Annotated in this window: 17 protein-coding genes and 1 pseudogene; all 18 read left to right on the top strand. The window is 69.1% G+C overall.

The genetic code is table 11. From position 1 onward, the window contains the following. The first annotated feature begins 287 nt into the window (after window positions 1–287). Window positions 288–2,165, top strand: coding sequence for a DUF5722 domain-containing protein (locus MTDSW087_RS11605; protein WP_144763961.1), 1,878 nt, complete (start codon window positions 288–290; stop codon window positions 2,163–2,165). A 407-nt stretch (window positions 2,166–2,572) separates the two neighbouring features. Continuing rightward, window positions 2,573–3,931, top strand: a complete 1,359-nt coding sequence (locus MTDSW087_RS11600) for an NAD(P)-binding protein (protein ID WP_144763959.1) — start codon at window positions 2,573–2,575, stop codon at window positions 3,929–3,931. Window positions 3,932–4,227: 296 nt separating this feature from the next. Next, entirely contained in the window at window positions 4,228–6,600 is a 2,373-nt protein-coding gene (locus MTDSW087_RS11595) for a PAS domain-containing hybrid sensor histidine kinase/response regulator (protein WP_144764119.1), read from the top strand. A 445-nt stretch (window positions 6,601–7,045) separates the two neighbouring features. Beyond that, entirely contained in the window at window positions 7,046–9,706 is a 2,661-nt protein-coding gene (aceE, locus tag MTDSW087_RS11585) for a pyruvate dehydrogenase (acetyl-transferring), homodimeric type (protein WP_144763956.1), read from the top strand. 60 nt (window positions 9,707–9,766) lie between these two features. Then, window positions 9,767–11,110 (top strand): dihydrolipoyllysine-residue acetyltransferase, encoded by a 1,344-nt coding sequence (gene aceF, locus MTDSW087_RS11580; RefSeq protein ID WP_280525265.1) that lies wholly within the window; start codon window positions 9,767–9,769, stop codon window positions 11,108–11,110. A gap of 51 nt (window positions 11,111–11,161) precedes the next feature. Then, entirely contained in the window at window positions 11,162–13,009 is a 1,848-nt protein-coding gene (lpdA, locus tag MTDSW087_RS11575; protein WP_144763952.1) for a dihydrolipoyl dehydrogenase, read from the top strand. Window positions 13,010–13,223: 214 nt separating this feature from the next. Continuing rightward, complete coding sequence (locus MTDSW087_RS11570; protein ID WP_342353838.1) at window positions 13,224–13,655, top strand: YeeE/YedE family protein; 432 nt, start codon at window positions 13,224–13,226, stop codon at window positions 13,653–13,655. Next, on the top strand, window positions 13,652–14,098 hold the full coding sequence (locus MTDSW087_RS11565) for a YeeE/YedE family protein (protein WP_144763950.1): 447 nt from the start codon (window positions 13,652–13,654) through the stop codon (window positions 14,096–14,098). The genes MTDSW087_RS11570 and MTDSW087_RS11565 overlap by 4 nt, the downstream gene beginning before the upstream one ends. Window positions 14,099–14,357: 259 nt before the next feature. Then, window positions 14,358–14,711: a DUF971 domain-containing protein gene (locus tag MTDSW087_RS11560; protein ID WP_144763948.1), complete on the top strand. Its 354-nt coding sequence runs from the start codon at window positions 14,358–14,360 to the stop codon at window positions 14,709–14,711. A 117-nt stretch (window positions 14,712–14,828) separates the two neighbouring features. Further along, window positions 14,829–16,574, top strand: coding sequence for a fumarate reductase/succinate dehydrogenase flavoprotein subunit (locus MTDSW087_RS11555; RefSeq protein WP_144763946.1), 1,746 nt, complete (start codon window positions 14,829–14,831; stop codon window positions 16,572–16,574). A gap of 27 nt (window positions 16,575–16,601) precedes the next feature. Next, complete coding sequence (locus MTDSW087_RS11550; protein ID WP_142582591.1) at window positions 16,602–16,835, top strand: 4Fe-4S dicluster domain-containing protein; 234 nt, start codon at window positions 16,602–16,604, stop codon at window positions 16,833–16,835. 5 nt (window positions 16,836–16,840) lie between these two features. After that, a complete protein-coding gene (locus MTDSW087_RS11545) occupies window positions 16,841–17,800 on the top strand; it encodes a HEAT repeat domain-containing protein (RefSeq protein WP_144763944.1) in 960 nt (319 codons plus the stop codon). 322 nt (window positions 17,801–18,122) lie between these two features. After that, complete coding sequence (locus tag MTDSW087_RS11540; protein ID WP_144763942.1) at window positions 18,123–18,899, top strand: Crp/Fnr family transcriptional regulator; 777 nt, start codon at window positions 18,123–18,125, stop codon at window positions 18,897–18,899. 210 nt (window positions 18,900–19,109) lie between these two features. Then, window positions 19,110–20,477 (top strand): ABC transporter substrate-binding protein, encoded by a 1,368-nt coding sequence (locus MTDSW087_RS11535; RefSeq protein ID WP_373322012.1) that lies wholly within the window; start codon window positions 19,110–19,112, stop codon window positions 20,475–20,477. 4 nt (window positions 20,478–20,481) lie between these two features. Then, entirely contained in the window at window positions 20,482–21,372 is an 891-nt protein-coding gene (locus tag MTDSW087_RS11530; protein WP_144763939.1) for an ABC transporter permease, read from the top strand. A gap of 125 nt (window positions 21,373–21,497) precedes the next feature. Continuing rightward, entirely contained in the window at window positions 21,498–22,358 is an 861-nt protein-coding gene (locus tag MTDSW087_RS11525) for an ABC transporter ATP-binding protein (protein WP_144763937.1), read from the top strand. Between the two features lie 104 nt (window positions 22,359–22,462). Further along, window positions 22,463–22,801, top strand: a complete 339-nt coding sequence (gene fdxA, locus MTDSW087_RS11520) for a ferredoxin FdxA (protein ID WP_144763935.1) — start codon at window positions 22,463–22,465, stop codon at window positions 22,799–22,801. A 26-nt stretch (window positions 22,802–22,827) separates the two neighbouring features. Continuing rightward, a pseudogene (locus tag MTDSW087_RS11515) lies at window positions 22,828–22,949 on the top strand (ferredoxin--NADP reductase); the annotation flags it as partial.

Here is a 22,949-nt window from a genome sequence, read left to right as displayed (position 1 = left end):
AGTATCGTATTGCGGCCAAGAAGGGGCCCATCAGGTGAATGTCCGTCATCTCAAGTTGCTTACTTGAGCGAGCGATTGGACGTCTTCCCGGACGGTGCCGCTTCGGGCCGCCTATAGCCGGGATGCCCCGCGCGTTTCGATAAACCGTTACGGTTGTCCCTGTGCTCAAGGCGCTGAAACCGGATCGGCGAGCCTTGATCCCACCGGCCGGGAGGGCCACGACGTCGCCACGTCCATGGATCGGTGGAGGCGAGGTGGAGTTCCGTGCGCCCGCGTCGCATGCCGGCATGACCGCAGCGCTCGCGGGGATCCTGCTCGTCCTGGCCGTCCAGGCCGGCGCGGCGGAAGCCCCCGGCCCCGCGGAGGCGGCGGCCTGCATGCTGAACGGCCGCAGCATCCCGCATGGCGGTGCGGTGACGGTCTATCCGGCCCCCGTCGCCGCGGTCGATGCGGCCTGCATCCCTGAGGGGCGCAGCTGCGCGAATGGCAGGCTCACCGGAACGGCGACCTTCGACACCTGCTTCGCGCGCCAGCGCTTCATCTCCGCCACCTATGTGCCCCCGTCCTCGAAGCAGGGCGTGCACGATTTCCGCCTCGACGATCCCGCGGAGATCCAGGACGCGCGCTACGCGGCGTTCCGGCGGATGGGGCTCGGCTACAAGGAGTACAACCTCTTCTGGCGCGGCCTGGAGACCGAGGCTGTTCCTTCGAGCGCCGATCCGGTCGCCTGCCCCGCAGGCAGCTTCATGGTCCCCGCCAGCGAGGCCGAGCGCGCGGCCTGGGGCTTCCACAGGTTCCGCTGCTTCTCGGAGGCGCAGGTCGCGCTCTTCGACCGGCAGATCGCGCGCGATGCCGCATCGGGTATGCAGAGCGGGGCGGTGCTCTGGGCGGCGCCGGAGCGGTACCGCGATCCAGCCTGTCTCGGCTCGCCCTTCGGCGGCGTGACGCTCAAGGACGGCTGCGTCCCGCGCGACGACGCGATGGACGATTTCGAGGATTACGTGGCCTTCGTCGCCAACCGCTACAGCGGGCGCGGCGGGCACGGAAAGATCTCGCACCTCATCGTCTGGAACGAGGCCGCGAGCGCCGTCTTCTTCGACTACTCGCCGGTGGTCGCGACGCGGGGCCGCCCCGGCCCGGAAGACGAGGCCCGCTGGCTCGCGAAATACGCGGACCTCGTCGCCCGCGCACACGACGCGGTCCAGCGCAACAGCGCGGGCATCATGCTCTATGCGAGCACCGATCTGCACTGGAGCCCGCCCCGCATCGGCCCGGCCGATCCCGCCCATATCGGGTCGCGGACTTTGGTCGACGGGCTCTGGCGGCATCTCGGCACGCGGGTGAGCTGGAGCGTCGCCGTCCATCCCTACGGCAATCTCGACAGGGCGCCCGCACCGGGCACCTACTCCTTCCTCAACCTCGATCTCGTCGTCGAGCACCAGAAGGCGAAGCTGCAGGCGCTCGGCCTGCCGACGACGTCCCTCGAACATCCCCAGGCCTATCTGATCGCGAGCGAGCAGGGCTGGCCTCAGTCGATCGGCATCGAGCGCCAGGCGCGGTTCCTCTGTCAGGCGCATGCTTTGGCGCTCCAGGCGCCGACGCTCCTCGCGCAGGCGCACAACTACTTCCAGTCGGTCGAGGCGCAGGAGGGGGTGGGCGGCCGCTCCAACCAGGGCGCCTTCTACGGGCTGATCCCCTACGCGGCGCCGATCGACCTGAGCACTGTCGACCGGTATCCGACGGGCGCGGCCTATCTCGCCACCGCGCCTGCCGAGTGGGGGCGCTCGGGCGCGAATGCCTGCTGCCGGCAGGCCGGCGTGGGATGCCGCATTCCGGCCGGCACCGCGCCCGTGTACCGCTGGCGCCTCGGCGACGCGCATCTCTACGCGCGCGACCTCGCCGAGGGGCCGAAGGCCGGCATGGCGTTCGAGGGCACGGCCTTCACGCTCTTCACCGCGGGCGGCGAGGATCGCGCGCCGCTCTACCGCTGCCGAGGGGGCCGCTTCCTCTCGCGCGACGCGTCCTGCGAGGGGCAGGCCGCCGATGGCGACCGCATCGGATACGTGCACCCCTCGGCGCGGCCGGGTCTGGTGCCGCTCCACCGCCCCTTCGACGCCGCTTCCGGCGAGCACCGGATCACGCTCGGCTATGTGCCGGAGCCGTAGGGCGCTCTCCTCTGTCGCTAGACCTGCGAGGCCATGCGTCAAGGTCCCGACGCTGCAACGGAGTGTCAGGATTTTGACGCCGGGGACATAGGTGTAAACGGCGGCCTTCAGCGTATGCAGACAACCGTTTGAAATTATCGTAGACCTGATTCTGCACTTGGGCAAACCGTCACCAAGCTCATAAGGAGCGTCCGCCGAAAGGGATCCGGACTAATCTCTCGCTTGTTTTCCTAATTCGACAATCGATAAAATTTTCCCGATCGAGAGCTGCGCGGGATCAGCTTTTGACGGGATCTATTGATGTGCCTGATTTTGAAGATTGATTTGCGATGCGTCGTGATTCTGGGCTCGATCTGAACAGACGAGGGTGTTCGCCGTAGGGCATGCTTCTGGAAGGGTAGCATCCGATGAAGAGCGATCGCTACGATGTCATCGTGCTCGGCGCCGGGGTGAGCGGTCTGGTTTCCAGCTTCGATCTGGCGCAGCGCGGATACGGCGTATGCCTGCTCGAGAATTACCCCGATCCCGGCGGAAACCACATCTCGAAATCGATTTCCGGATTCACGTTCGATATCGGCGCGATCTTCTTCTGGGACAATAACCCGCTATTCGAGATGTTTCCCAAGATCAGGGATGTCTGCGTACCGGTCGATTACACGATTCAACGGGTGAATCCCGACGGCATCGTTACCAGATACCCGTACTCCATCAGGGACGAGTTCCTGACGATGAGTGCGATGGAGATGGGGCGGTCGATCGCGGATCTGCTCTATGCGAAGTATAAATATCGACACCATAGGTCGGCCGAGGATTACATCAATTACTACCTCGGCTCGTTTCTGGCCAGGAAATCCGGCATCGACAGATATGTCGAGCGCTTCTACGGCATCCCCAGCAGCCGGATCAGCCATGAATTCGCGCATAAGCGGATGAACTGGATCGGATCCAATGCGGGCCTGCGTGAAAGGCTGAAGCGGGCGGCATCGCCGCGCTCCCGGCAGCAGGGAACGCCGGCGGCCTCCTGCATCGCCCGGCCCAGATCCGGCTTCGGCGACATGTACCATCTGGCCGTCGAGACCCTGACGGACATGGGCGTGGCCTCCGCCTTCGATGCGGGGATCGACCGCATCCGGCGGTGCAACGGCCATTACGTCGTCGAAACCCGGACGGGGACGCTGCATTGCGACCGCGTGCTGAGCACGTTCCCGCTGCAGATCACCGGATCCCTGCTCGGGTTCGAGACCGCATCCGCCCCGGTATCGACGAAGATGCTGACGCTGTTCTGCAGCTTCGACGGGAATCGGAAGTTCGACACGACGATACTCTACAATTTTCACGCGAAGGGCTCGTGGAAGCGCCTGACCATGCATTCCGACTATTACGGTCGCTCGGAGGGCCGGGAATATTTCAGCGTCGAGATCACCTGCATCGGGCCGGTGCCGGAGGAGGGCGCGGCATTCGCGGATTTCGTGGAGTCGGTGCGCTCCGTCGGCCTGTTCTCTGGCACGATCCATCGTCTCGGAAGCGTGGTGACCGACTTCGCCTACCCCGTCTACCAGATCGGATCGGAGCTGGGCCGCGATCGATACATGAGCCGCATCCGGTCGGCCGGGATCGATCTGGTCGGTCGCCAGGGGCTGTTCGACTACATCCCCGCATCGGACATCGCGGCCCGGAACGCCCTCGCGGCGACGGGCCAGACCTATGAGGACAAATCACCCGTCCTGACCGAGATGTCCGCCGCCGGGGGCAGATTGCCGCAGTAAAGGTCCATCTCGGAGCGCGTTCGCACCGGATCGGCCGTCGCTCGTCCCATTCGCCGACCTCAGGATGAGGTCGAGACGGGGATCGATGGGGCCAAGACTTGTGCAAGTGTTCGTCCAACTGTGGGCCCTTGTCCGGTGCGCGGCCGAGCGTGTCGCGCCCCTTCCAGGCTGGCAAAGCCCGGGTGCTTGAGGCAGAAGGCGCCGATGGAACGGCGAGTCACCCGCAACGTCGGCCTCATCCCCGGATCGCTCGCCTGCATCGCATCCCGGGCCGGCTCCCGGCGCGTGGCGTGACCATGATCGAGCTGGAAACCGACGAACGCGCGCGACGCGCCGATGCGCTGGAGGAGACCCGCGCCGCCCTGCGCGAGAGCAAGGAGCGCTACCGCGCTCTGTTCGAGGCCATCGACGACGGCTTCTGCATCATCGAGTTCATCGACGGGCCGTACGGTCCCCTGAGCGACTATGTCCACGTCGAGGCCAATCCCGGATACGAGCGCCACACCGGTATCCCGAACATCGTCGGGCAGAGATTGCGCGAGATCGCGCCCGAGGAGGCCGAGGGCTGGCTCGAACTCTATGGCGGCGTGCTGCGCACCGGCATGCCGGTCCGGTTCGAGCGGCCGTTCGTGGCGGCGGAGCGCCATATCGAGGTCTCGGCCTCCAGGGTCGAGCCGGCGAGCCGGCGCCAGGTCTCGGTGCTGTTCCGGGACATCACCGGCCGCAAGCGGGCCGAGGCGGCTCTGCGCGAGAGCGAGGAGCAGTTCCGCGTCCTCGCCCAGACGGTCCCGAACCAGGTCTGGGCGGCCCGGCCGGACGGCGAGCTGACCTGGTTCAACGCCCAGGTCTACGCCTATGCCGGCCTCGTGCCCGGCGAGATCGAGGGCCTCGGCCGCTGGGACCGGATCGTGCATCCGGACGATCTGCCGGCCGCGGCCGAGGCGTGGTCGCGCTCGCTTGCGAATGGTGCGGTCTACGAGGTCGAGTACCGCATCCGCCGCGCCGACGGGGCGTTCCGCTGGTTCCTCGTCCGGGCGGAGCCGGTCCGGGACGCGGCCGGCGCCGTCACGGGCTGGGTCGGCACGAATATCGACATCGACGAGAGCAAGCGCCACGCTGCCGAGCTCGAACGGCAGGTCGCGGAGCGCACCGCCGACCGGAACGCGCTCTGGCAGCTCTCGCGCGACCTGATGCTCCGCTGCACCTTCGAGGGCGTCATCACGGCGGTGAATCCGGCCTGGAAGGAGATGCTCGGCTGGCGCGAGGACGAGCTCCTCGGCACGAGCCTGTTCGACCTGATCCACCCGGACGATCTCGTTGATACCATCGCGGGCGCCCGGGAGCTCTCGGAGGGGACCTCGCATGCCCGCTTCGACAACCGCTACCGGGCCAAGGACGGCAGCCACCGCTGGATCTCCTGGTCGACCCGGCCGAGCGACGGCCTGATCAACGCGGTCGGGCGCGACTTCACAGCCGAGCGGGAGCAGGCCGAGGCGCTGGCCCAGGCCGAGGAGGCCCTGCGCCAGGCGCAGAAGATGGAGGCGGTCGGGCAATTGACCGGCGGCCTCGCCCACGACTTCAACAACATGCTCGCCGGCATCGTCGGCTCGCTGGAGCTGATGCAGACCCGCATGCTCCAGGGCCGGGTCGGGGATCTGGAGCGCTATATCGGCGCCGCGCAGGGGGCTGCCAAGCGCGCGGCCGCCCTGACGCATCGCCTGCTCGCCTTCTCGCGCCGCCAGACGCTCGATCCGCGGCCCACCGACGTGAACCGCCTGATCGAGGGCATGGTCGAGCTGGTGCGCCGGACCGTCGGGCCGGCGGTCGCCGTCGAGGTCGTCGGCGCGGGTGGCCTCTGGCCGACCCTCGTCGATCCGAGCCAGCTCGAGAACGCGCTGCTGAACCTCTGCATCAACGCCCGCGACGCCATGCCGACGGGCGGGCGCATCGTCATCGAGACGGGCAACCGCTGGCTCGATCACCGGGCCGCGCAGGAGCGCGATCTGGAGCCGGGCCAATACGTCTCGCTCTGCGTCTCGGACAACGGCACCGGCATGGCGCCCGACATCGTCGCCAAGGCGTTCGACCCGTTCTTCACCACCAAGCCGATCGGCGAGGGCACCGGTCTCGGCCTGTCGATGATCTACGGCTTCGCCAAGCAGTCGGGCGGCCAGGTTCGGATCTACTCGGAGGTCGGCGCGGGCACGATGGTCTGCCTCTACCTGCCGCGCCACATCGGCAAGGCCGACGAGGCCGAGGCGGTTCCGGACCTGTCGGAGGCGGCGCGGGCGAAGGTCGGCGAGACGGTTCTGGTCGTTGACGACGAGCCCACCGTCCGCATGCTGGTCACGGAGGTGCTGGAGGATCTGGGCTACGCGGCCATCGAGGCGGCGGACGGGCCGTCCGGTCTGAAGGTGCTGCAATCGGACGTGCGCATCGACCTGCTGGTCACCGATGTGGGCCTGCCCGGCGGCATGAACGGGCGGCAGATGGCGGAGGCGGCCCTCGTCTCGCGCCCGAAGCTGAAGGTGCTGTTCATCACCGGCTACGCCGAGAACGCGGCCCTCAACCATGGCCACCTCGCTCCCGGCATGCAGGTCCTGGTCAAGCCGTTCGCCCTGGAGGCGCTCGCGACCCGCATCCGCGGTCTCATCGAGGGCGAAGGCTGACGGGGGGCGCCGGCCCGGTCCGGTCTCATACGACATCCGGGTGATCCCTTCGGGATGGCGGATGTCGCCTTCGCTCAGGCGCCGCGCGGGCTTGCTGATACCACCTCCGGTCTGATCAACCGGACGCGGTATCATCCGCCCCAGAGAGGGGCAGCCGCGAGCGGCCGGAGGTCCCGGCGCGCGCCTGCCTCCTGCGGATCCACGGCGGATCAGATTCAATATCCAAAATACCAAACCAATACTGTGGGCGCCGCCGCGCCCCTGGATTCGGATGGCCGAACCGCTCCGGCGGTCCGGCGAAGAGTGCCAAGCGCGAGAATATTGTCACCGATCGGTGGTGCTGTACGGGCCGACAGGCTCTAGCTTTCCGGCGCAAACCGGTGACCCGAGAAGACCGAACGCCCGCGATCCGACCGGTCGCAAGGGCCTGCCAAGGGAGGAAGCTTTGGAACGCACCCACGATCTCGATCCGATCGAGACCCAGGAATGGCTCGACTCGCTCGACGGCGTCCTCGAAGTCGAGGGTCCGGACCGGGCGCATTTCCTGATCAACCAGGTGATCGATGAGGCGCGCAAGCGCGGCGCGCCGGTGCCCTTCTCGGCCAACACCGCCTATCTGAACACGATTCCGGTCGACAAGCAGGACGCGCATCCGGGCGACCGGCAGATCGAGCACCGCATCCGCTCGGCGATCCGCTGGAACGCCATCGCGATCATCCTGCGCGCCAACAAGGATTCCTCCGAGCTCGGCGGCCACATCGCGAGCTTCCAGTCCTCGGCGACGCTCTACGACACCGGCTTCATGCATTTCTGGAAGGGCGACCAGGACGGGCGCGGCGGCGACCTGATCTACGTCCAGGGCCACTCGGCGCCCGGCGTCTATGCCCGCGCCTTCCTCGAAGGGCGGCTCACCGAGGAGCAGCTCCTCGGCTTCCGCCAGGAGGTCGACGGCAAGGGCCTGTCCTCCTATCCCCATCCCTGGCTGATGCCCGATTTCTGGCAGTTCCCCACCGTCTCGATGGGGCTCGGGCCGCTGATGGCGATCTACCAGGCGCGCTACCTGCGCTACCTGCATCACCGGGGCCACGCCAACACCGACGGCCGCAAGGTCTGGGCCTTCATGGGCGACGGCGAGATGGACGAGCCGGAGAGCCTCGGCGCCATCTCCATGGCCGCGCGCGAGAAGCTCGACAACCTGATCTTCGTGATCAACTGCAACCTGCAGCGCCTCGACGGGCCGGTGCGCGGCAACGGCAAGATCGTCCAGGAGCTGGAGGCCGATTTCCGGGGCGCCGGCTGGAACGTCATCAAGTGCCTGTGGGGCACCGGCTGGGACGCGCTGCTGGCGCGCGACACCACCGGCATGCTCATGCGGCTGATGGAGGAATGCGTCGACGGCGAGTACCAGGACTTCAAGTCGAAGAACGGCGCCTATATCCGCGAGCACTTCTTCGGGAAGTACCCGGAGACCGCAGCCCTGGTGAAGGACTGGTCGGACGAGGACATCTTCCGCCTGACCCGCGGCGGGCACGATCCGGCCAAGGTCTACGCCGCCTACTCGGCCGCGGTGAAGCACAAGGGCCAGCCGACGCTGATCCTCGCCAAGACCGTCAAGGGCTACGGCATGGGCGAGGCGGGCGAGGCGCAGAACATCACCCACCAGCAGAAGAAGATGGGCGAGGCGGTCCTGCGCCAGTTCCGCGACCGCTTCGGGATCGAGCTCACCGACGAGCAGATCAAGGAGATCCCCTTCATCCGCTTCCCGGAGGGCAGCCCGGAGCACCGCTACCTGATGGCCCGGCGCCAGGCGCTCGGCGGATCCCTGCCGGCCCGGCGGCGCAAGTCGCAATCCCTCGACGTGCCGCCGCTCTCGGCCTTCGGCGCGCAGCTCAAGGAGACGGCGGGGCGCGAGATCTCCACCACCATGGCGATCGTGCGCATCCTCAACACGCTGCTGCGCGACAAGAACATCGGCTCGCGCATCGTGCCGATCGTGCCCGACGAGAGCCGCACCTTCGGCATGGAGGGCATGTTCCGCCAGTTCGGCATCTTCTCCCAGGTCGGCCAGCTCTACCGGCCCGAGGATGCCAACCAGCTCATGTACTACAAGGAGGACGAGAAGGGTCAGATGCTCCAGGAGGGCATCAACGAGCCGGGCGCCATGTCCTCGTGGATCGCGGCGGCGACCTCCTACTCGCACTCGAACGCGCCGACGATCCCGTTCTACATCTACTACTCGATGTTTGGCTTCCAGCGCACGGGCGACCTCGCCTGGGCGGCGGGCGACATGCGCGCGCGCGGCTTCCTCATCGGCGGCACGGCCGGGCGCACGACCCTCAACGGCGAGGGTCTCCAGCACGAGGACGGGCACAGCCACATCCTCTCGGCCACGATCCCGAACTGCGTCTCCTACGACCCGACCTTCTCGTATGAAGTCGCGGTGATCGTGCAGGACGGCCTGCGCCGGATGTATGCCGAGCAGGAGGACGTGTTCTACTACATCACCGTGATGAACGAGAACTACGAGCACCCCGGCATGCCCGAGGGGGCCGAGGCCGGCATCATCAAGGGGATGTACCTGTTCCGCGAGGGCAAGGGCCGGAAGGACGGACCGCGTGTCCAGCTCCTCGGCAGCGGCACCATCCTGCGGGAGGTGATCGCGGCGGCCGAGATGCTGGAGGAGGAGCACGGGATCGCCGCCGACATCTGGAGCTGCCCGAGCTTCACGGAGCTGCGCCGCGACGCCATGGCCTGCGAGCGCTGGAACCTGCTCCATCCGGGCGAGGCCAAGCGCAAGTCGCATGTCGAGACCTGCCTGGAGGGCCGCTCCGGCCCGGTGATCGCGTCGACCGACTACATGCGGCTCTTCGCCGACCAGATCCGGACCTGGATCCCCGGCCGCTACCGCGTGCTCGGCACCGACGGCTTCGGCCGCTCGGACTATCGCCGCCGCTTGCGCGACTTCTTCGAGGTCGACCGGCGCTGGGTCACCCTCGCGGCGCTGCACAGCCTCGCCGAGGACGGCGCCGTGCCGGTGAGCAAGGTCTCGGACGCCATCGCCAAGTACGGGATCGATCCCGACAAGGCCGCGCCCTGGACGGTCTGACCCGGTCTCCACCGAGCCGTCCCGCAGCACGCGCGCGGGACGGCCGCACCATCCCACCACATCGACAAGAACCACGACGGCAGGGCCCGGCAATGGCCCGCGCGGAATGCAGGGAGTGAACCCATGGGCATTGAGGTCAAGATCCCCGATATCGGCGATTTCACCGACATCCCGATCATCGAGGTGTTCGTGAAGGAGGGCGACACGATCGGGCCGGACGATCCGCTCGTCTCGCTCGAATCCGACAAGGCGACGATGGACGTGCCGTCCCCGAGCGCGGGCGTCGTCGAGAAGCTGCTGATCAAGATCGGCGACCGGGTCAGCGAGGGCTCGCCGATCCTGCTGCTCAAGGGCGAGGGTGCCGTCGTCGGCGGGGCCGCGCCCGCCGACGCCGCGGCGGTCGCCCCGCTGCAGGAGCCGGCTCCCTCCGCTGCCCCCGCGGCCGCGCCGCCCCCGGCCGCCGCGCCCGCCTCGAACATCCCCGACTTCTCGAACGTCCATGCGAGCCCGGCGGTGCGCCGCATCGCGCGCGAGCTCGGCGTCGACCTCAACACGGTCAAGGGCACCGGCGACAAGGGCCGGATCACCAAGGAGGACGTGAAGGGCCATCTCACCCGCGGGGCGGCCCCCGCCGCGTCCGGTGGCACGGTCATGGCGTCCGGCGGCATGGGCATCCCGGAGATCCCGGCGGTCGACTTCTCGAAGTTCGGCCCGATCGAGACCAAGCCGCTCGCGCGGATCAAGAAGATCTCGGGGCCCCACCTCCACCGCTCGTGGCTCAACGTGCCGCTGGTCACGCACACCGACGAGTCGGACATCACCGAGACCGACAAGTACCGCAAGGAACTCGACACGGCCGGCAAGGACAAGGGCTACCGCGTCACGCTGCTCGCCTTCCTGATCAAGGCCGCGATCTCGGCGCTCCGCGCGCATCCCGAGTTCAACGCCTCGCTGAGCCCCGAGAAGGACGCGCTGATCCTCAAGAAATACTACAATATCGGCGTGGCGGTGGACACGCCGGACGGGCTCGTGGTGCCCGTCATCAAGGACGCCGACCGCAAGGGGATCATCGAGATCAGCCAGGAGCTTGGCGCGATCTCGAAGAAGGCGCGCGACGGCAAGCTCGGCGCGGGCGACATGCAGGGCGCGACCTTCTCGATCTCGAGCCTCGGCGGCATCGGCGGCACCTCCTTCACGCCGCTCGTCAACGCGCCGGAGGTCGCCATCCTGGGCGTGCCGCGCTCGAAGATGGCGCCGGTCTGGAACGGCACCGAGTTCGTGCCGCGCCTGATCCTGCCGCTCGCGGTCTCCTACGATCACCGCGTCATCGACGGAGCGCTCGGCGCGCGCTTCACCCGCCACCTCGCCCACGTCCTGGAGGATGTCCGCCGCCTCGTCGTCTGACGCGGCCTCTGCGGACCATCCGGAGCTGTGGAACCCAAGGAAGGTGAAGCGATGAGCAGCGAAGTCAAACTTCCCGATATCGGCGACTTCAAGGGCGTGCCGGTCATCGAGGTGAGCGTCAGCGCGGGCGACCAGATTTCGGTCGACGACGTGCTGATCGTGCTCGAATCCGACAAGGCGACCATGGACGTGCCCTCGCCGGTCGCGGGCACCGTCGCCGAGGTCAAGGTGAAGGTCGGCGACAAGGTCACCGAGGGCGACCTGATCCTCGTCATGGCGGCGACCGCGGAGGCCGGCGCGGCCAAGCCCGGCGTGACGGGCGCCGCGAGCGCCGGCGCCCCGGCCGCGAGTCAGGGAGCTGCTCACGGGGCAGGGGAGGGCCAGGCCGGCTACGGCTCTTCGGCGGCGGGCGCCACCGGCGGCGCCGCCCCGGCGCGGGCCGCCCCGCAGGCGGCGGCCCCCGTCCCGGGCGAGGCGATGCATGCCGAGGTGCTGGTGCTCGGTGCCGGCCCCGGCGGCTACACGGCGGCCTTCCGCGCGGCCGATCTCGGCAAGAAGGTGGTGCTGGTGGAGCGCTGGCCGCAGCTCGGCGGCGTCTGCCTCAATGTCGGCTGCATCCCCTCGAAGGCCCTGCTGCACGCGGCCAAGGTCATCGACGAGACCCACGCGATGGCCGCCCACGGCATCAGCTTCACCGCGCCGCAGATCGACATCGACAAGCTGCGGGGCTGGAAGGAGGGCGTGGTCAAGCGCCTCACCGGCGGCCTGGGCGGGCTGGCCAAGCAGCGCAAGGTCACGGTGGTGACCGGCACCGGGCGCTTCGTCAGCCCGCGCCAGATCGAGGTCGAGCACGAGGGCAAGACCCAGGTGATCGGCTTCGACCAGGCGATCATCGCGGCCGGCTCCGAGCCGATCACCATGCCGTTCATCCCGCACGACGACCCGCGGGTGATCGATTCCACCGGCGCCCTCGAGCTCGACGGCATCCCGAAGCGCCTGCTCGTGATCGGCGGCGGGATCATCGGGCTGGAGATGGCGACCGTCTACCACGCGCTCGGCGCCAAGGTGACGATCGTCGAGCTGATGGACCAGATCATCCCCGGCGCCGACAAGGACATCGTCACCCCGCTCGCCAAGCGCATCGGCAAGCAGTACGAGGCGATCCACCTCAAGGCGAAGGTCACGAACGTCGAGGGGACGCCCGATGGCCTTAAGGTCAGCTTCGAGGGCGGCTCGGCCCCGCCGACCGACGTCTTCGACAAGATCCTCGTCTCGGTCGGGCGGCGCCCGAACGGCAAGCTGATCGCGGCGGACAAGGCGGGCGTCGTCGTCGACGAGCGCGGCTTCATCCCGGTCGACAAGCAGATGCGCACCAACGTGCCCCACATCTTCGCCATCGGCGACGTGGTCGGCCAGCCCATGCTCGCCCACAAGGCGGTGCACGAGGGCAAGGTCGCGGCGGAGACGGCCTCGGGCCAGAACAGCTTCTTCGACGCGAAGGTGATCCCCTCGGTGGCCTATACCGATCCGGAAGTGGCCTGGGTCGGGCTCACCGAGAACGAGGCGAAGGCCAAGGGCATCAAGGTCGGCAAGGGCGTCTTCCCCTGGGCGGCCTCCGGGCGCTCGCTGTCGCTCGGGCGCGACGAGGGCCTGACCAAGGTGCTGTTCGACGAGGCGACCGACCGCATCGTCGGCTGCGGCATCGTCGGCCCCTCGGCCGGCGACCTGATCGCGGAGGCGGCGCTCGCCATCGAGATGGGGGCGGACGCTGCCGATATCGGCCTCACCATCCACCCGCACCCGACCCTGTCGGAGACGGTCGGCATGGCGGCCGAGGCCTTCGAGGGCACGATCACCGACCTCTACATGCCCAAGAAGCCGCACAAGGCCCCGGCCTGAGGCCCGCGCCCCTCGCGTCCCGCCCGCGCGGGACGCGAGGGGCGATGCCGGGTCGACGATCCGGCCGATCTGCCGAACGCTCGACGGCGCCCGGTGCGCGCGCTACAGCCCGGGCCATGCGCGCAGGCGCACGCTTCTCGACGCGGGCGTCCCGATCGCGGACCGTGCCGGCGCCCGGCCGAGCGGCGTTGGTCGGCCAGCCCGGAGGTCCGCCATGGATTCCTTCATGAGTCCCTTCCTCGCGCCGCTCGCCGGGGGCGCCCTGATCGGCTGTGCCGCGGCCCTGCTGCTCCTGGCCAACGGACGCATCGCCGGCATCAGCGGGATCGCCGGAGGCCTGCTCGGGCCGGCGGGGCGCGAATCGGCGTGGCGGGTGGCCTTCCTCGTCGGCCTGCTCCTCGGGCCGGTGCTGTTCCGGCTCGCGGCCGGGCACTGGCCCGAAGCCCGCCTCGACGTGTCGTGGCCGATGCTGGCCGTGGCGGGGCTCCTCGTGGGCTACGGCACGCGGCTCGGCTCCGGCTGCACCAGCGGCCACGGCGTCTGCGGTCTCGCCCGGCTGTCGCGGCGCTCCTTCGCGGCGGTGGCGATCTTCATGGCGGCCGCCATCGTCACGGTGTTCCTGGTCCGGCATGGGGTGGCCCGATGAGCGCGCCCCGCCTCCTCGCCGCCCTCGCGAGCGGCGTGCTGTTCGGCTTCGGCCTCGCTCTGTCGGGCATGATGGACCCGCGCAAGGTCCTGGGCTTCCTCGATCTCGCCGGCGCCTGGGACCCGAGCCTCGCCTTCGTGCTCGCGGGCGCGGTCGCCGTCTCGGCGCTGGGCTACGCGCTGAAGGCGCGCATGGCGCGGCCGGTGCTGGCGCCCCGCTTCGAGGTGCCGGCCAATACCCGGCTCGACGCGCGCCTCCTCGGCGGCGCCGCCCTGTTCGGCATCGGCTGGGGGCTCGCCGGCCTCTGCCCCGGCCCCGCGCTCGCCGGCCTGGTGCTCGGCCTGCCCGAGATCGCCCTGTTCGTCGCGGCGATGCTCGTAGGGATGCTGCTCCACCGCCTCACCACGGAAAGGCTGCTGGCGGCCGTCGGCGCCGGGCGCTGACGGCACGCCGCCGGATGGTCCGACGCTCCTCAAAGGGGCGTTCGTCCGCCGCTGCGCATAATCCCCTGCCTGAATCTTCAGCCGCTCTGCCTGTTTTCGATAAGAATCGCTCGAATCCTATGCTGTCGAGGTCTGGCCGAGCCCGCGCTGATCGGCCCAGCCGGCCGCATCCGAGGGGATCGGGCAACTAATTGCTATCTCGCATCTGTCGGCGCGTCCTTAATGGACCGGCCTCAACAGGCCGACGACGGATGCAGCCATGAGAATTCCCGCCGAGCCGCCCATCGATCCGGAAGCCGTTCCGACCGGCGTGACGCTGGCCCGCGGCGGCCGCGCTTTGCGCCTCGCCTGGAGCGAGGGCCCGGCCGCGAGCCTCAGCGCCGAGGCCCTCCGGCTCGGCTGCCGCTGCGCGTGGTGCACGCGCGATCGCATCCAGGGCCGCTTCCCGACGGCGTTCGAGGCGGTCGCGGTGACGACGGTCGCGCCGATGGGCGGCTACGCGCTGCATCTCGGCTTCTCCGACGGGCATGCCCGCGGGATCTATCCCTTCGTCTACCTGCGCGACCTCGCCCGCGACGCCGCGGCCGAGGAGCGCCCCCCGCAGGCGGCCTGACCCCGACATCGCCTCGGCGTGCTTCCCGCTTCGGCGGAGCGCGCATCGAAACAACGACATCGAAACAACGACTTGGATCCGCGCGGTCGCCCGCGCCCACCCCGCGAGAGGGCCAGCATGAGCGCCATCCAGCTCAAGACCGAGATCATCGAGACCGACCTTCTGGTGATCGGCGGCGGCACCGGCGGTCCGATGGCCGCGATCAAGGCCAAGGAGGCCGATCCGAAGCTCCGCGTCGTCCTGATGGAGAAGGCGAACGTGAAGCGCTCGGGCGCGATCAGCATGGGCATGGACGGGCTGAACAACGCCGTCGTGCCGGGCTACGCGACGCCGGAGCAATACGTGAAGGAGATCACGGTCGCCAACGACGGCATCGTGAACCAGAAGGCCGTGATGGCCTACGCGCAAGGCTCCTTCCCGATGATCCAGTACCTCGACAAGCTCGGGGTGAAGTTCGAGAAGGACGGCTCCGGCGAATACAACATGCGCAAGGTCCACCATATGGGGACCTACGTGCTGCCGATGCCGGAGGGGCACAACGTCAAGAAGGTGCTCTACCGGCAGCTGCGCCGCCTCCAGGTCGGCGTCACCAACCGCTACATGGCGACCCGCCTGCTCAAGGGGCCGGACGGGCGCATCGCCGGCGCGGTCGGCGTCAACACCCGCACCTCGGAATTCCTCGTCGTGAAGGCCAAGGCCGTGGTGCTCGCCTGCGGCGCGGCTGGGCGGCTCGGCCTGCCGGCCTCGGGCTACCTGTTCGGCACCTACGAGAACGCGGCCAATTGCGGCGACGGCTATGCCATGGCCTACCACGCGGGCGCGCAGCTCGCGAACCTCGAATGCTACCAGATCAACCCGCTGATCAAGGACTATAACGGCCCGTCCTGCGCCTACGTCACTGGGCCGTTCGGCGGATACACGGCCAACAACAAGGGCGAGCGCTTCATCGAGTGCGACTACTGGTCGGGCCAGATGATGCTCGAGTTCTGGCGCGAGCTGCAGGGCGGCAACGGCCCGGTCTTCCTCAAGATGGACCACCTGCGCGAGGAGACGATCTCGGAGATCGAGACCATCCTGCACTCGAACGAGCGGCCCTCGCGCGGGCGCTTCCACGAGCGGCGCGGCACCAATTACCGCAAGCGCCCGGTCGAGATGCACATCTCCGAGATCGGCTTCTGCTCCGGCCACTCCGCCTCGGGCGTCTGGGTGGACGAGAATGCCCGCACCACCATTCCCGGCCTCTACGCGGTCGGCGACATGGCGAGCGTGCCGCACAACTACATGCTCGGCGCCTTCGTGAACGGCGGCATCGCAGGCGCGGACGCCGCCGCCTATTGCGCGGCCACGAGCCTCGCCGGCTACGACGACGGCGACCTTCTGGCAGAGCAGGAGCGGGTGCTGGCCCCCACCCGCCGCGAGGACGGGCTCACCCCGCACGAGATGGAGTTCAAGACGCGCCGCCTCGTGAACGACTACCTGGAGCCGCCCAAGGTCACGGCCAAGATGGAGCTCGGCCAGCGCCGCTTCGCGGAGATCCGCGAGGACCTCGACCATCTCTGTGCCCGCGACCCGCACGAGCTGCTCCGCGCACTGGAGATGCAGACCATCCTCGACTGCGCCGACATGGCGGCGGCGGCCTCGCTCTACCGCACCGAGAGCCGCTGGGGCTTCTACCACCTGCGCACCGATCACCCCGAGACCGACAACGCCAACTGGAACTGCCACACCGTCCTGTTCAAGGACGAGCAGGGCCGGATGGCGCACGCCAAGCGCGACGTCGATCCCTTCATCGTGCCCGTCGCCGAGGAGGAGATGAGCGCCTACCACCAGCTCCGCATCAAGACGCCGGCCGCGGCCGAGTAAATCGACAGACTATCCGGAGAATTCCGCATGCCGATCATCACCCAGGCCAAGAGCGCCGCGGTCGTCATCGACGACGAGAAGTGCATCGCCGAGAAGGGCTGCCGCGTCTGCGTCGATGTCTGCCCGCTCGACATCCTCGCGATCGATGAGGACCGGCAGAAGGCCTACATGAAGTACGACGAATGCTGGTACTGCATGCCCTGCGAGGTCGACTGCCCGACGAACGCCGTCAAGGTCAACATCCCCTACCTGCTGCGGTGAGCGCCATGCCCGTATTCGACAGCTTCGACGACGATCTCGACGACCTCGCAGGACGCGCCGCCGATCCCGATCCCGGCATCCGCCGCGTCGCGATGATGGAGCTGGCCGAGGCCGTGGGGCCGGAGGCCAAGGTCCTGCTCCTCAAGGGGCTTGCCGACGACGATGCCAGCGTCCGCGCCGCCGCGGCGAAGGCGCTCGACGAGCATGACGGCCCGGACGTGGTCGAGGGGCTGGTCCGCTCGCTGGAGGATGCGGATGCCGACGTGCGCCGGGTCGCCGCCGACACGCTGGCGGAGAAGAAGGAGCCCGCCTGCGGCCCGCTCCTCATCGCGCGCGCGGAGCACACCGATCCCTTCGTCCAGGCCGCGGCCCTGCGGGCGTTGCGCGAGCTCGTCCTGCCCGATGCGCTCGCCGCCGCGCTGAAGGCCCTGCGCAGCCCCGCGCCGGAGGTGCGCCGCGAAGGGCTCGGCGTCATCGGCTACCTCAAGGCCGAGGAGGCGCTGCCCGCCCTCATCGCCACGGCGGGCGATGCCGATCCGAGCGTGCGCCGGGCCACCATGTCGGCCCTCGTCTTCCTGCGCGCGGGCGGGCCCGGCATCGCGACCCTGATCGCCGGGCTCGACGACGAGCACTGGCAGGTGCGCGAGGAGGCCGCGGTCTCGGCCGCCAAGATCCGCCTGCCCGAGGCGGTCGAGCCCCTGATCGCCCGCATGGAGGATCCGGTCTGGCAGGTGCGGACCAAGGCGGCGAACGCGCTCGGCCGCATCCAGGCAGTCGCCGCTGTCGAGGTGCTCGGCCGCGCGCTGGGATCGGAGATCAGCAACCTGCGCAAGGAGGCCGCGGCGGCGCTCGGCGAGATCGCCGACCCGCGCGCGCTCCCCTTCCTCGAGGCGGATTACGACGATCCCGATCCGGACGTGCGCAAGCTCGTGCGCTGGGCGATCGGCCGCTGCCGCGGGGGGTGAGCCCCGCCGGGACCCTCCGCTGACGACGCGCGGCGCCGCGGCCTTCGGGCCCGGCGCCGTTCGCGTTTCATACCAAAGTGCGTTGATCCCGACTCTCGGTCGCGATCAACGCGCTCGGCGGACGGCCGCCGCCGCGCAGTCGCGCGGGCAGGCTGCGATGAGTCGCGTTTATCGCAGCCTGGTATCGGCAAGCCCGCGCGGCGTCTGAGCGAAGACGACATCCGCCATCCCGAAGGGATCGACCGGATGTCGTAGGAGCCGTGCAGTTTGGAACTGGTACAGGCTTTGCTGCGACCTCCGGGACGGGATGCAGGAGCCGGCCATGGAAAGCAGCATCGGAACCACCTGGCCGCCTGCTGCGGGCTGGCCGCTTCCCGCGCAGGCGAGCGCCCTGCGCCTTGCCGAGGCGGAGCCGCAGGCCGGCGGCCCGCGGCCGCTGCTCCAGGGCCTGACCGAGCGGGAGCTCGCCCTGGTGATGGAGCGCGGCCGGCGCCGGGTGCTCTACCGCGGCGCGACGCTGTTCACGCAAGGCACGCCCCATGACGGCATCTGGCTGGTCGAGACCGGCCGGATGCGCGTGTTCTACTCCGCGCCCTCCGGCCGCGAGATCACCCTGGCCTACTGGAATTCGGGCAATTTCGTCGGCGGCCCGGAGGTGTTCGGGGAGGGGCTGCACAGCTGGTCGGGCATGGCGGCGGCCAATTCCACGGTGCTGCACCTGCCCGGCAAGGCGCTTCGCCAGCTCGTCGTGCAGATCCCCACCCTCGCCCTCGGCGTGATCGAGGGGCTCTCCTTCAAGGGACGCTGCTACTCGACGCTGGCGCAGATGCTGGGCACCCGCTCGATCACCGAGCGGCTCGCCCACCTGCTCCTCCACCTCGCCGACCTCTACGGCGTGCCGGAAGGGGAGGGCGTGCTCGTCGCCGCGACCTTCACCCATGCCGACCTCGCCCACATGGTCGGCGCCACCCGCCAATGGGTCACGATCAGCCTCAAGCGCCTTGCCGAGCAGGGCGTGGTGGCGACGCGGCGTTCGCAGATCGTGATCCGCCGCGCGGATGTGCTCGCGCAGATGCGCGGCGGCGACGAGACCGCATGATTCGCAAGCGTTTCGCACAAACAAGTAGCACCCGCGGCCACCGTCCCGGTTTTTGCGCAACTAATCGACCGGCGAAACCCTTCGACGTTTGATCGAGACCGTGAGACCGCCCGATCATGCCCCTGCGATGTCGACCGGACATCTTCAGCGCAGGAGCCGATGATGAGAGCGAAGCGTTCGGGTCATGCCTCCGTCTCGGCCCTCGCGCTCATGGCGCTGGTCGGCCTCGGCCTGCCGGCGCGCGCCGAGACGCTCACCGTCGGCATCGGCACGCAGGACACCACCACCAACACCGCGACCGTCGGCGTGGTGCTGCGGCAGCTCAAGCTGATCGAGAAGCACCTGCCGAAGACCGGCAAGTATGCCGGCATGACGATCAAGCTCGACTGGCAGAACTTCACCTCGGGCCCGCCGGTGACCAACGGGATGATGGCCGGCAAGCTCCAGTTCGGCGCGATGGGCGACTATCCCCTCGTCGTCAACGGCTACACCTTCCAGAACAACCCCGAGAGCCGCTCGGAACTGATCGCGGTCGCCGCCTACAACCTGCACGGCTCCGGCAACGGCATCGTGGTGCACAAGGAATCCGAGTTCTTCTCCTTCGAGGACCTCAAGGGCAAGCTCGTCAGCGTGCCCTTCGGCTCGGCCGCCCACGGCATGGTCCTGAAGGCGCTGCAGGACAAGGGCTATCCGCCGACCTGGTTCCGCCTCGTCAGCCAGAGCCCGGAGGTCGGCTCGACCAACCTCCAGGAGAAGAAGATCGACGCCCACGCCGATTTCGTGCCCTTCGCCGAGCTGCTGCCCTTCCGGGGCTTCGCGCGCAAGATCTTCGACGGCGTCGAGACCCGGCTGCCGACCTGGCACGGCGTCGTGGTGCGGACCGACTTCGCCAAGCAATATCCGGAGATCGTCGAGGCCTATCTCAAGGCGGTGCTCGACGCGCAGGACTGGGTGCGCGCCGACCCGAAGCGCGCCGCCGAGCAGATCTCCGCCTGGACCGGCACCGACAAGGAGGTGGTCTACATCTTCCTCGGCCCCGGCGGGATCATGACCGTCGACCCGACCCTGAAGGCGCCGCTCATCGACGCCGCCCGCGAGGACGTGAAGGTCCTGCAGAAGCTCGACCGCATCAAGGAATTCGACGTCGGCCCCTGGGTCAACGACGGCTACATCCGCAAGGTCTTCGCCGAGCGCGGGCTCGACTACGACCGGCAGGCGGCCTCGACGGCGAACTACGAGGTGAGCGGCGAGGACGGCTACTGCAAGAAGCCGGTCACCGAGCCGCGCAAGGCCGGCGAGATCTGGATCAAGGACGGCGACATCCAGCCCTATGCCAGCGCCGCCTGCACCCTCGCGGCGCTCGCCGACCTCAAGGCCAAGGGCCGCGCGGTCAACGTCGCCTACGTCTTCGACACGGCGCGCGGCATCAAGCTCTTCGCGAGCGAGGCCTTCTACGTGGTCGACGGCAAGGGCGGCATCAGCCCCTACCTCCTCAAGCAGGACGCGGAGGCCGCCAAGGGAGCGGGCAAGGTGATGCCCTTCGACGAGGCCCTGAAGGCCGCCGTGACGGGGGGCTGAGCGCATGAAAGCCCTCGCCCTCCGCCCCGTCCCGTCGCTCCCGGCGCCGGCCTCCGCCCCGAAGCGGGCCGCGCCCGCTCCGGCACCCGCCGAGCCCGGCCGGCGCCTCGGCCGCTGGCTGCGCCTGCACCACGACCAGATCCGGGCCGGCCTCGTCGGCCTCGCCGCCCTCGTCCTGTTCGTGCTGGCCTGGCACCTGCTCACGACGAACCGGGTCGTCTTCTACGTGCGCTTCACCAACATCCCGACGCCGGGCGACGTGCTGGGGCGGGGGCTCGCGGCCCTGCGCAACCCGCTCTTCGCCGACCACGTCCTCCTGTCCTGCCGCCGGATCGGGCTCGGCTTCCTCCTCGCGGGCGGCCTCGCCGTGCCGCTCGGGCTGCTGATGGGCCGCTTCCGCGCCTTGCGCGAGGTCGCCTTCCCGATCTGCGAGGTGCTGCGCCCGATCCCGGCCATCGCCTGGGTGCCGATGGCGATCATGCTCTGGCCGACGAACGAGGCCTCGATCGTGTTCATCACCTTCCTGGGCTCGTTCTTCCCCGTCCTCATCAACACGCTGCAGGGCATGGCGCATGTCGATCCCGTGCTGGTGCGCGCCGCGCGCTGCCTCGGGGCGGGGGAGGGGGCCCTGTTCCGCGAGGTCTACCTGCCGGCCTGCCTGCCGCAGATCTTCACCGGGCTCACCGTCGGCATGGGCGTCGCCTGGGTCTCGCTGATCGCCGCGGAGATGATCTCCGGCCAGTACGGGATCGGCTACTTCACCTGGGAAGCCTATTCCCTGGTCCAGTACGCGGACATCGCGCTCGGCATGATCGCGATCGGCGTGCTCGGCCTCGCCTCGTCCTGGCTGATCCGCCTGCTCGGCCGCCTCGTCATGCCCTGGGCCGCGCGCTGATCCCAGATCCCGCGGATACCCGGCCGAGCCGGGATCCGCGGAGCCCGGCGGACGCCCGCCGACGCGCAGCCGCGCTTGCACCGGGCGGATGCCCGGCGATCTCCAACCTGAAGAAGGAGCCGCACATGGTGGAGCCGAGCCGGGGCCGGATCGAGGTCCGCGACTTCTGCCTGCGCTACGAGACCCTCGAAGGGTCGGTCGAGGCGGTCTCGGACGCCGCGCTGACGGTGGAGCCCGGGGAGTTCGTCTCGATCATCGGCCCCTCGGGCTGCGGGAAGTCGACGCTGCTCAACGCGCTCGCCGGCTTCCTGACGCCGTCCTCCGGCTCCGTCACGGTCGACGGCGAGCCGGTCTCGGGCCCGAGCGCCGAGCGGGGGATGATCTTCCAGCAATACTCGCTCTTTCCCTGGAAGACCGTGCGCGAGAACGTCGAGTTCGGCCTGAAGATGAAGGGCCTGCCCCGCTCCGAGCGGGAGCGGCAGGCCCGCACGCTGCTCGGCCTCGCCGGGCTCTCGGCCTTCGAGAACCATTATCCCGACCGGCTCTCCGGCGGCATGAAGCAGCGGGTCGGCATCGTGCGGGCGCTCGCCACGGGGCCGCGCATCCTGCTCCTCGACGAGCCCTTCGGGGCGCTGGACGCGCAGACCCGGCTGATCATGCAGCAGATCCTCACCAACATGTGGCAGCGGCTGAAGATCTCGGTGCTGTTCGTGACCCACGACATCGACGAGGCGATCTTCCTCTCCGACCGCATCTACGTGATGACCGCGCGCCCCGGCAGCATCAAGGCCGAGGTGGCGGTGCCGCTGCCCCGCCCGCGCCTGCCGGCCATGACCCTGTCCTCCGAGTTCCTGGGCCTGCGCCGCGGGCTGATGTCGCTGATCCGCGAGGAGAGCCTGCGCGCCATGGGCGGCGAGGTCAGCGCCGACGCGATGAAGGGGCTGGCGATCGACCTCGAAGGCCAGGACCTCGCCGCGGTGCTGTGAACCCGCGGGCGGCCCGCCGCCCGCTCCATCCCTGCCCGGCCATCCCGCGGCGGAGCCCGCTCCACCGTACGGGGCGGCGCCGTGCCCGAAGGCTCGACAAGCTCATGACCTACGTCGTCACCGAGAACTGCATCCGCTGCAAATACACCGACTGCGTCGAGGTCTGTCCGGTGGACTGCTTCTACGTCGGCGAGAGCATGCTGGTGATCAACCCGGACGAATGCATCGATTGCGGGGTCTGCGAGCCCGAATGCCCGGCCGAGGCGATCAAGCCCGATACCGAGCCGGGCCTAGAGGGCTGGAAGGCGCTCAATGCCAAATATGCCGGCCTCTGGCCCAACATCACGGCGCGCGCGGAGCCGCCGGAGGATGCCGCCGCCTGGGACGGGCGGGCGGACAAGCTCGCCGCGTCCTTCGGCACGGCGGACCCGGCCGCGGCCTGATTCACGACAGCAGGAGGACCCGACCGATGAGCAAGTATTTCGAGGAGCAGGTGCTGTCGGTGCACCACTGGACGGACACGCTCTTCTCCTTCCGCACCACGCGCGACCCGGGCTTCCGCTTCCGCAACGGCGAGTTCACCATGATCGG

Origin of the sequence: Methylobacterium dankookense (genome assembly GCF_902141855.1) — a bacterium.
Lineage (GTDB): Bacteria > Pseudomonadota > Alphaproteobacteria > Rhizobiales > Beijerinckiaceae > Methylobacterium > Methylobacterium dankookense.
This window is presented reverse-complemented; position numbering and strand designations above follow the sequence as displayed.

Coding starts and splice junctions, on each gene's coding strand:
- fdxA (WP_144763935.1), top strand. CDS start 22,463: ATGACCTACGTCGTCACCGAGAACTGCATCCGCTGCAAATACACCGAC.
- MTDSW087_RS11555 (WP_144763946.1), top strand. CDS start 14,829: ATGAGCGCCATCCAGCTCAAGACCGAGATCATCGAGACCGACCTTCTG.
- MTDSW087_RS11595 (WP_144764119.1), top strand. CDS start 4,228: ATGATCGAGCTGGAAACCGACGAACGCGCGCGACGCGCCGATGCGCTG.
- MTDSW087_RS11570 (WP_342353838.1), top strand. CDS start 13,224: ATGGATTCCTTCATGAGTCCCTTCCTCGCGCCGCTCGCCGGGGGCGCC.
- MTDSW087_RS11535 (WP_373322012.1), top strand. CDS start 19,110: ATGGCGCTGGTCGGCCTCGGCCTGCCGGCGCGCGCCGAGACGCTCACC.
- MTDSW087_RS11530 (WP_144763939.1), top strand. CDS start 20,482: ATGAAAGCCCTCGCCCTCCGCCCCGTCCCGTCGCTCCCGGCGCCGGCC.
- MTDSW087_RS11545 (WP_144763944.1), top strand. CDS start 16,841: ATGCCCGTATTCGACAGCTTCGACGACGATCTCGACGACCTCGCAGGA.
- MTDSW087_RS11605 (WP_144763961.1), top strand. CDS start 288: ATGACCGCAGCGCTCGCGGGGATCCTGCTCGTCCTGGCCGTCCAGGCC.
- MTDSW087_RS11560 (WP_144763948.1), top strand. CDS start 14,358: ATGAGAATTCCCGCCGAGCCGCCCATCGATCCGGAAGCCGTTCCGACC.
- MTDSW087_RS11565 (WP_144763950.1), top strand. CDS start 13,652: ATGAGCGCGCCCCGCCTCCTCGCCGCCCTCGCGAGCGGCGTGCTGTTC.
- MTDSW087_RS11525 (WP_144763937.1), top strand. CDS start 21,498: ATGGTGGAGCCGAGCCGGGGCCGGATCGAGGTCCGCGACTTCTGCCTG.
- MTDSW087_RS11600 (WP_144763959.1), top strand. CDS start 2,573: ATGAAGAGCGATCGCTACGATGTCATCGTGCTCGGCGCCGGGGTGAGC.
- MTDSW087_RS11540 (WP_144763942.1), top strand. CDS start 18,123: ATGGAAAGCAGCATCGGAACCACCTGGCCGCCTGCTGCGGGCTGGCCG.
- lpdA (WP_144763952.1), top strand. CDS start 11,162: ATGAGCAGCGAAGTCAAACTTCCCGATATCGGCGACTTCAAGGGCGTG.
- MTDSW087_RS11550 (WP_142582591.1), top strand. CDS start 16,602: ATGCCGATCATCACCCAGGCCAAGAGCGCCGCGGTCGTCATCGACGAC.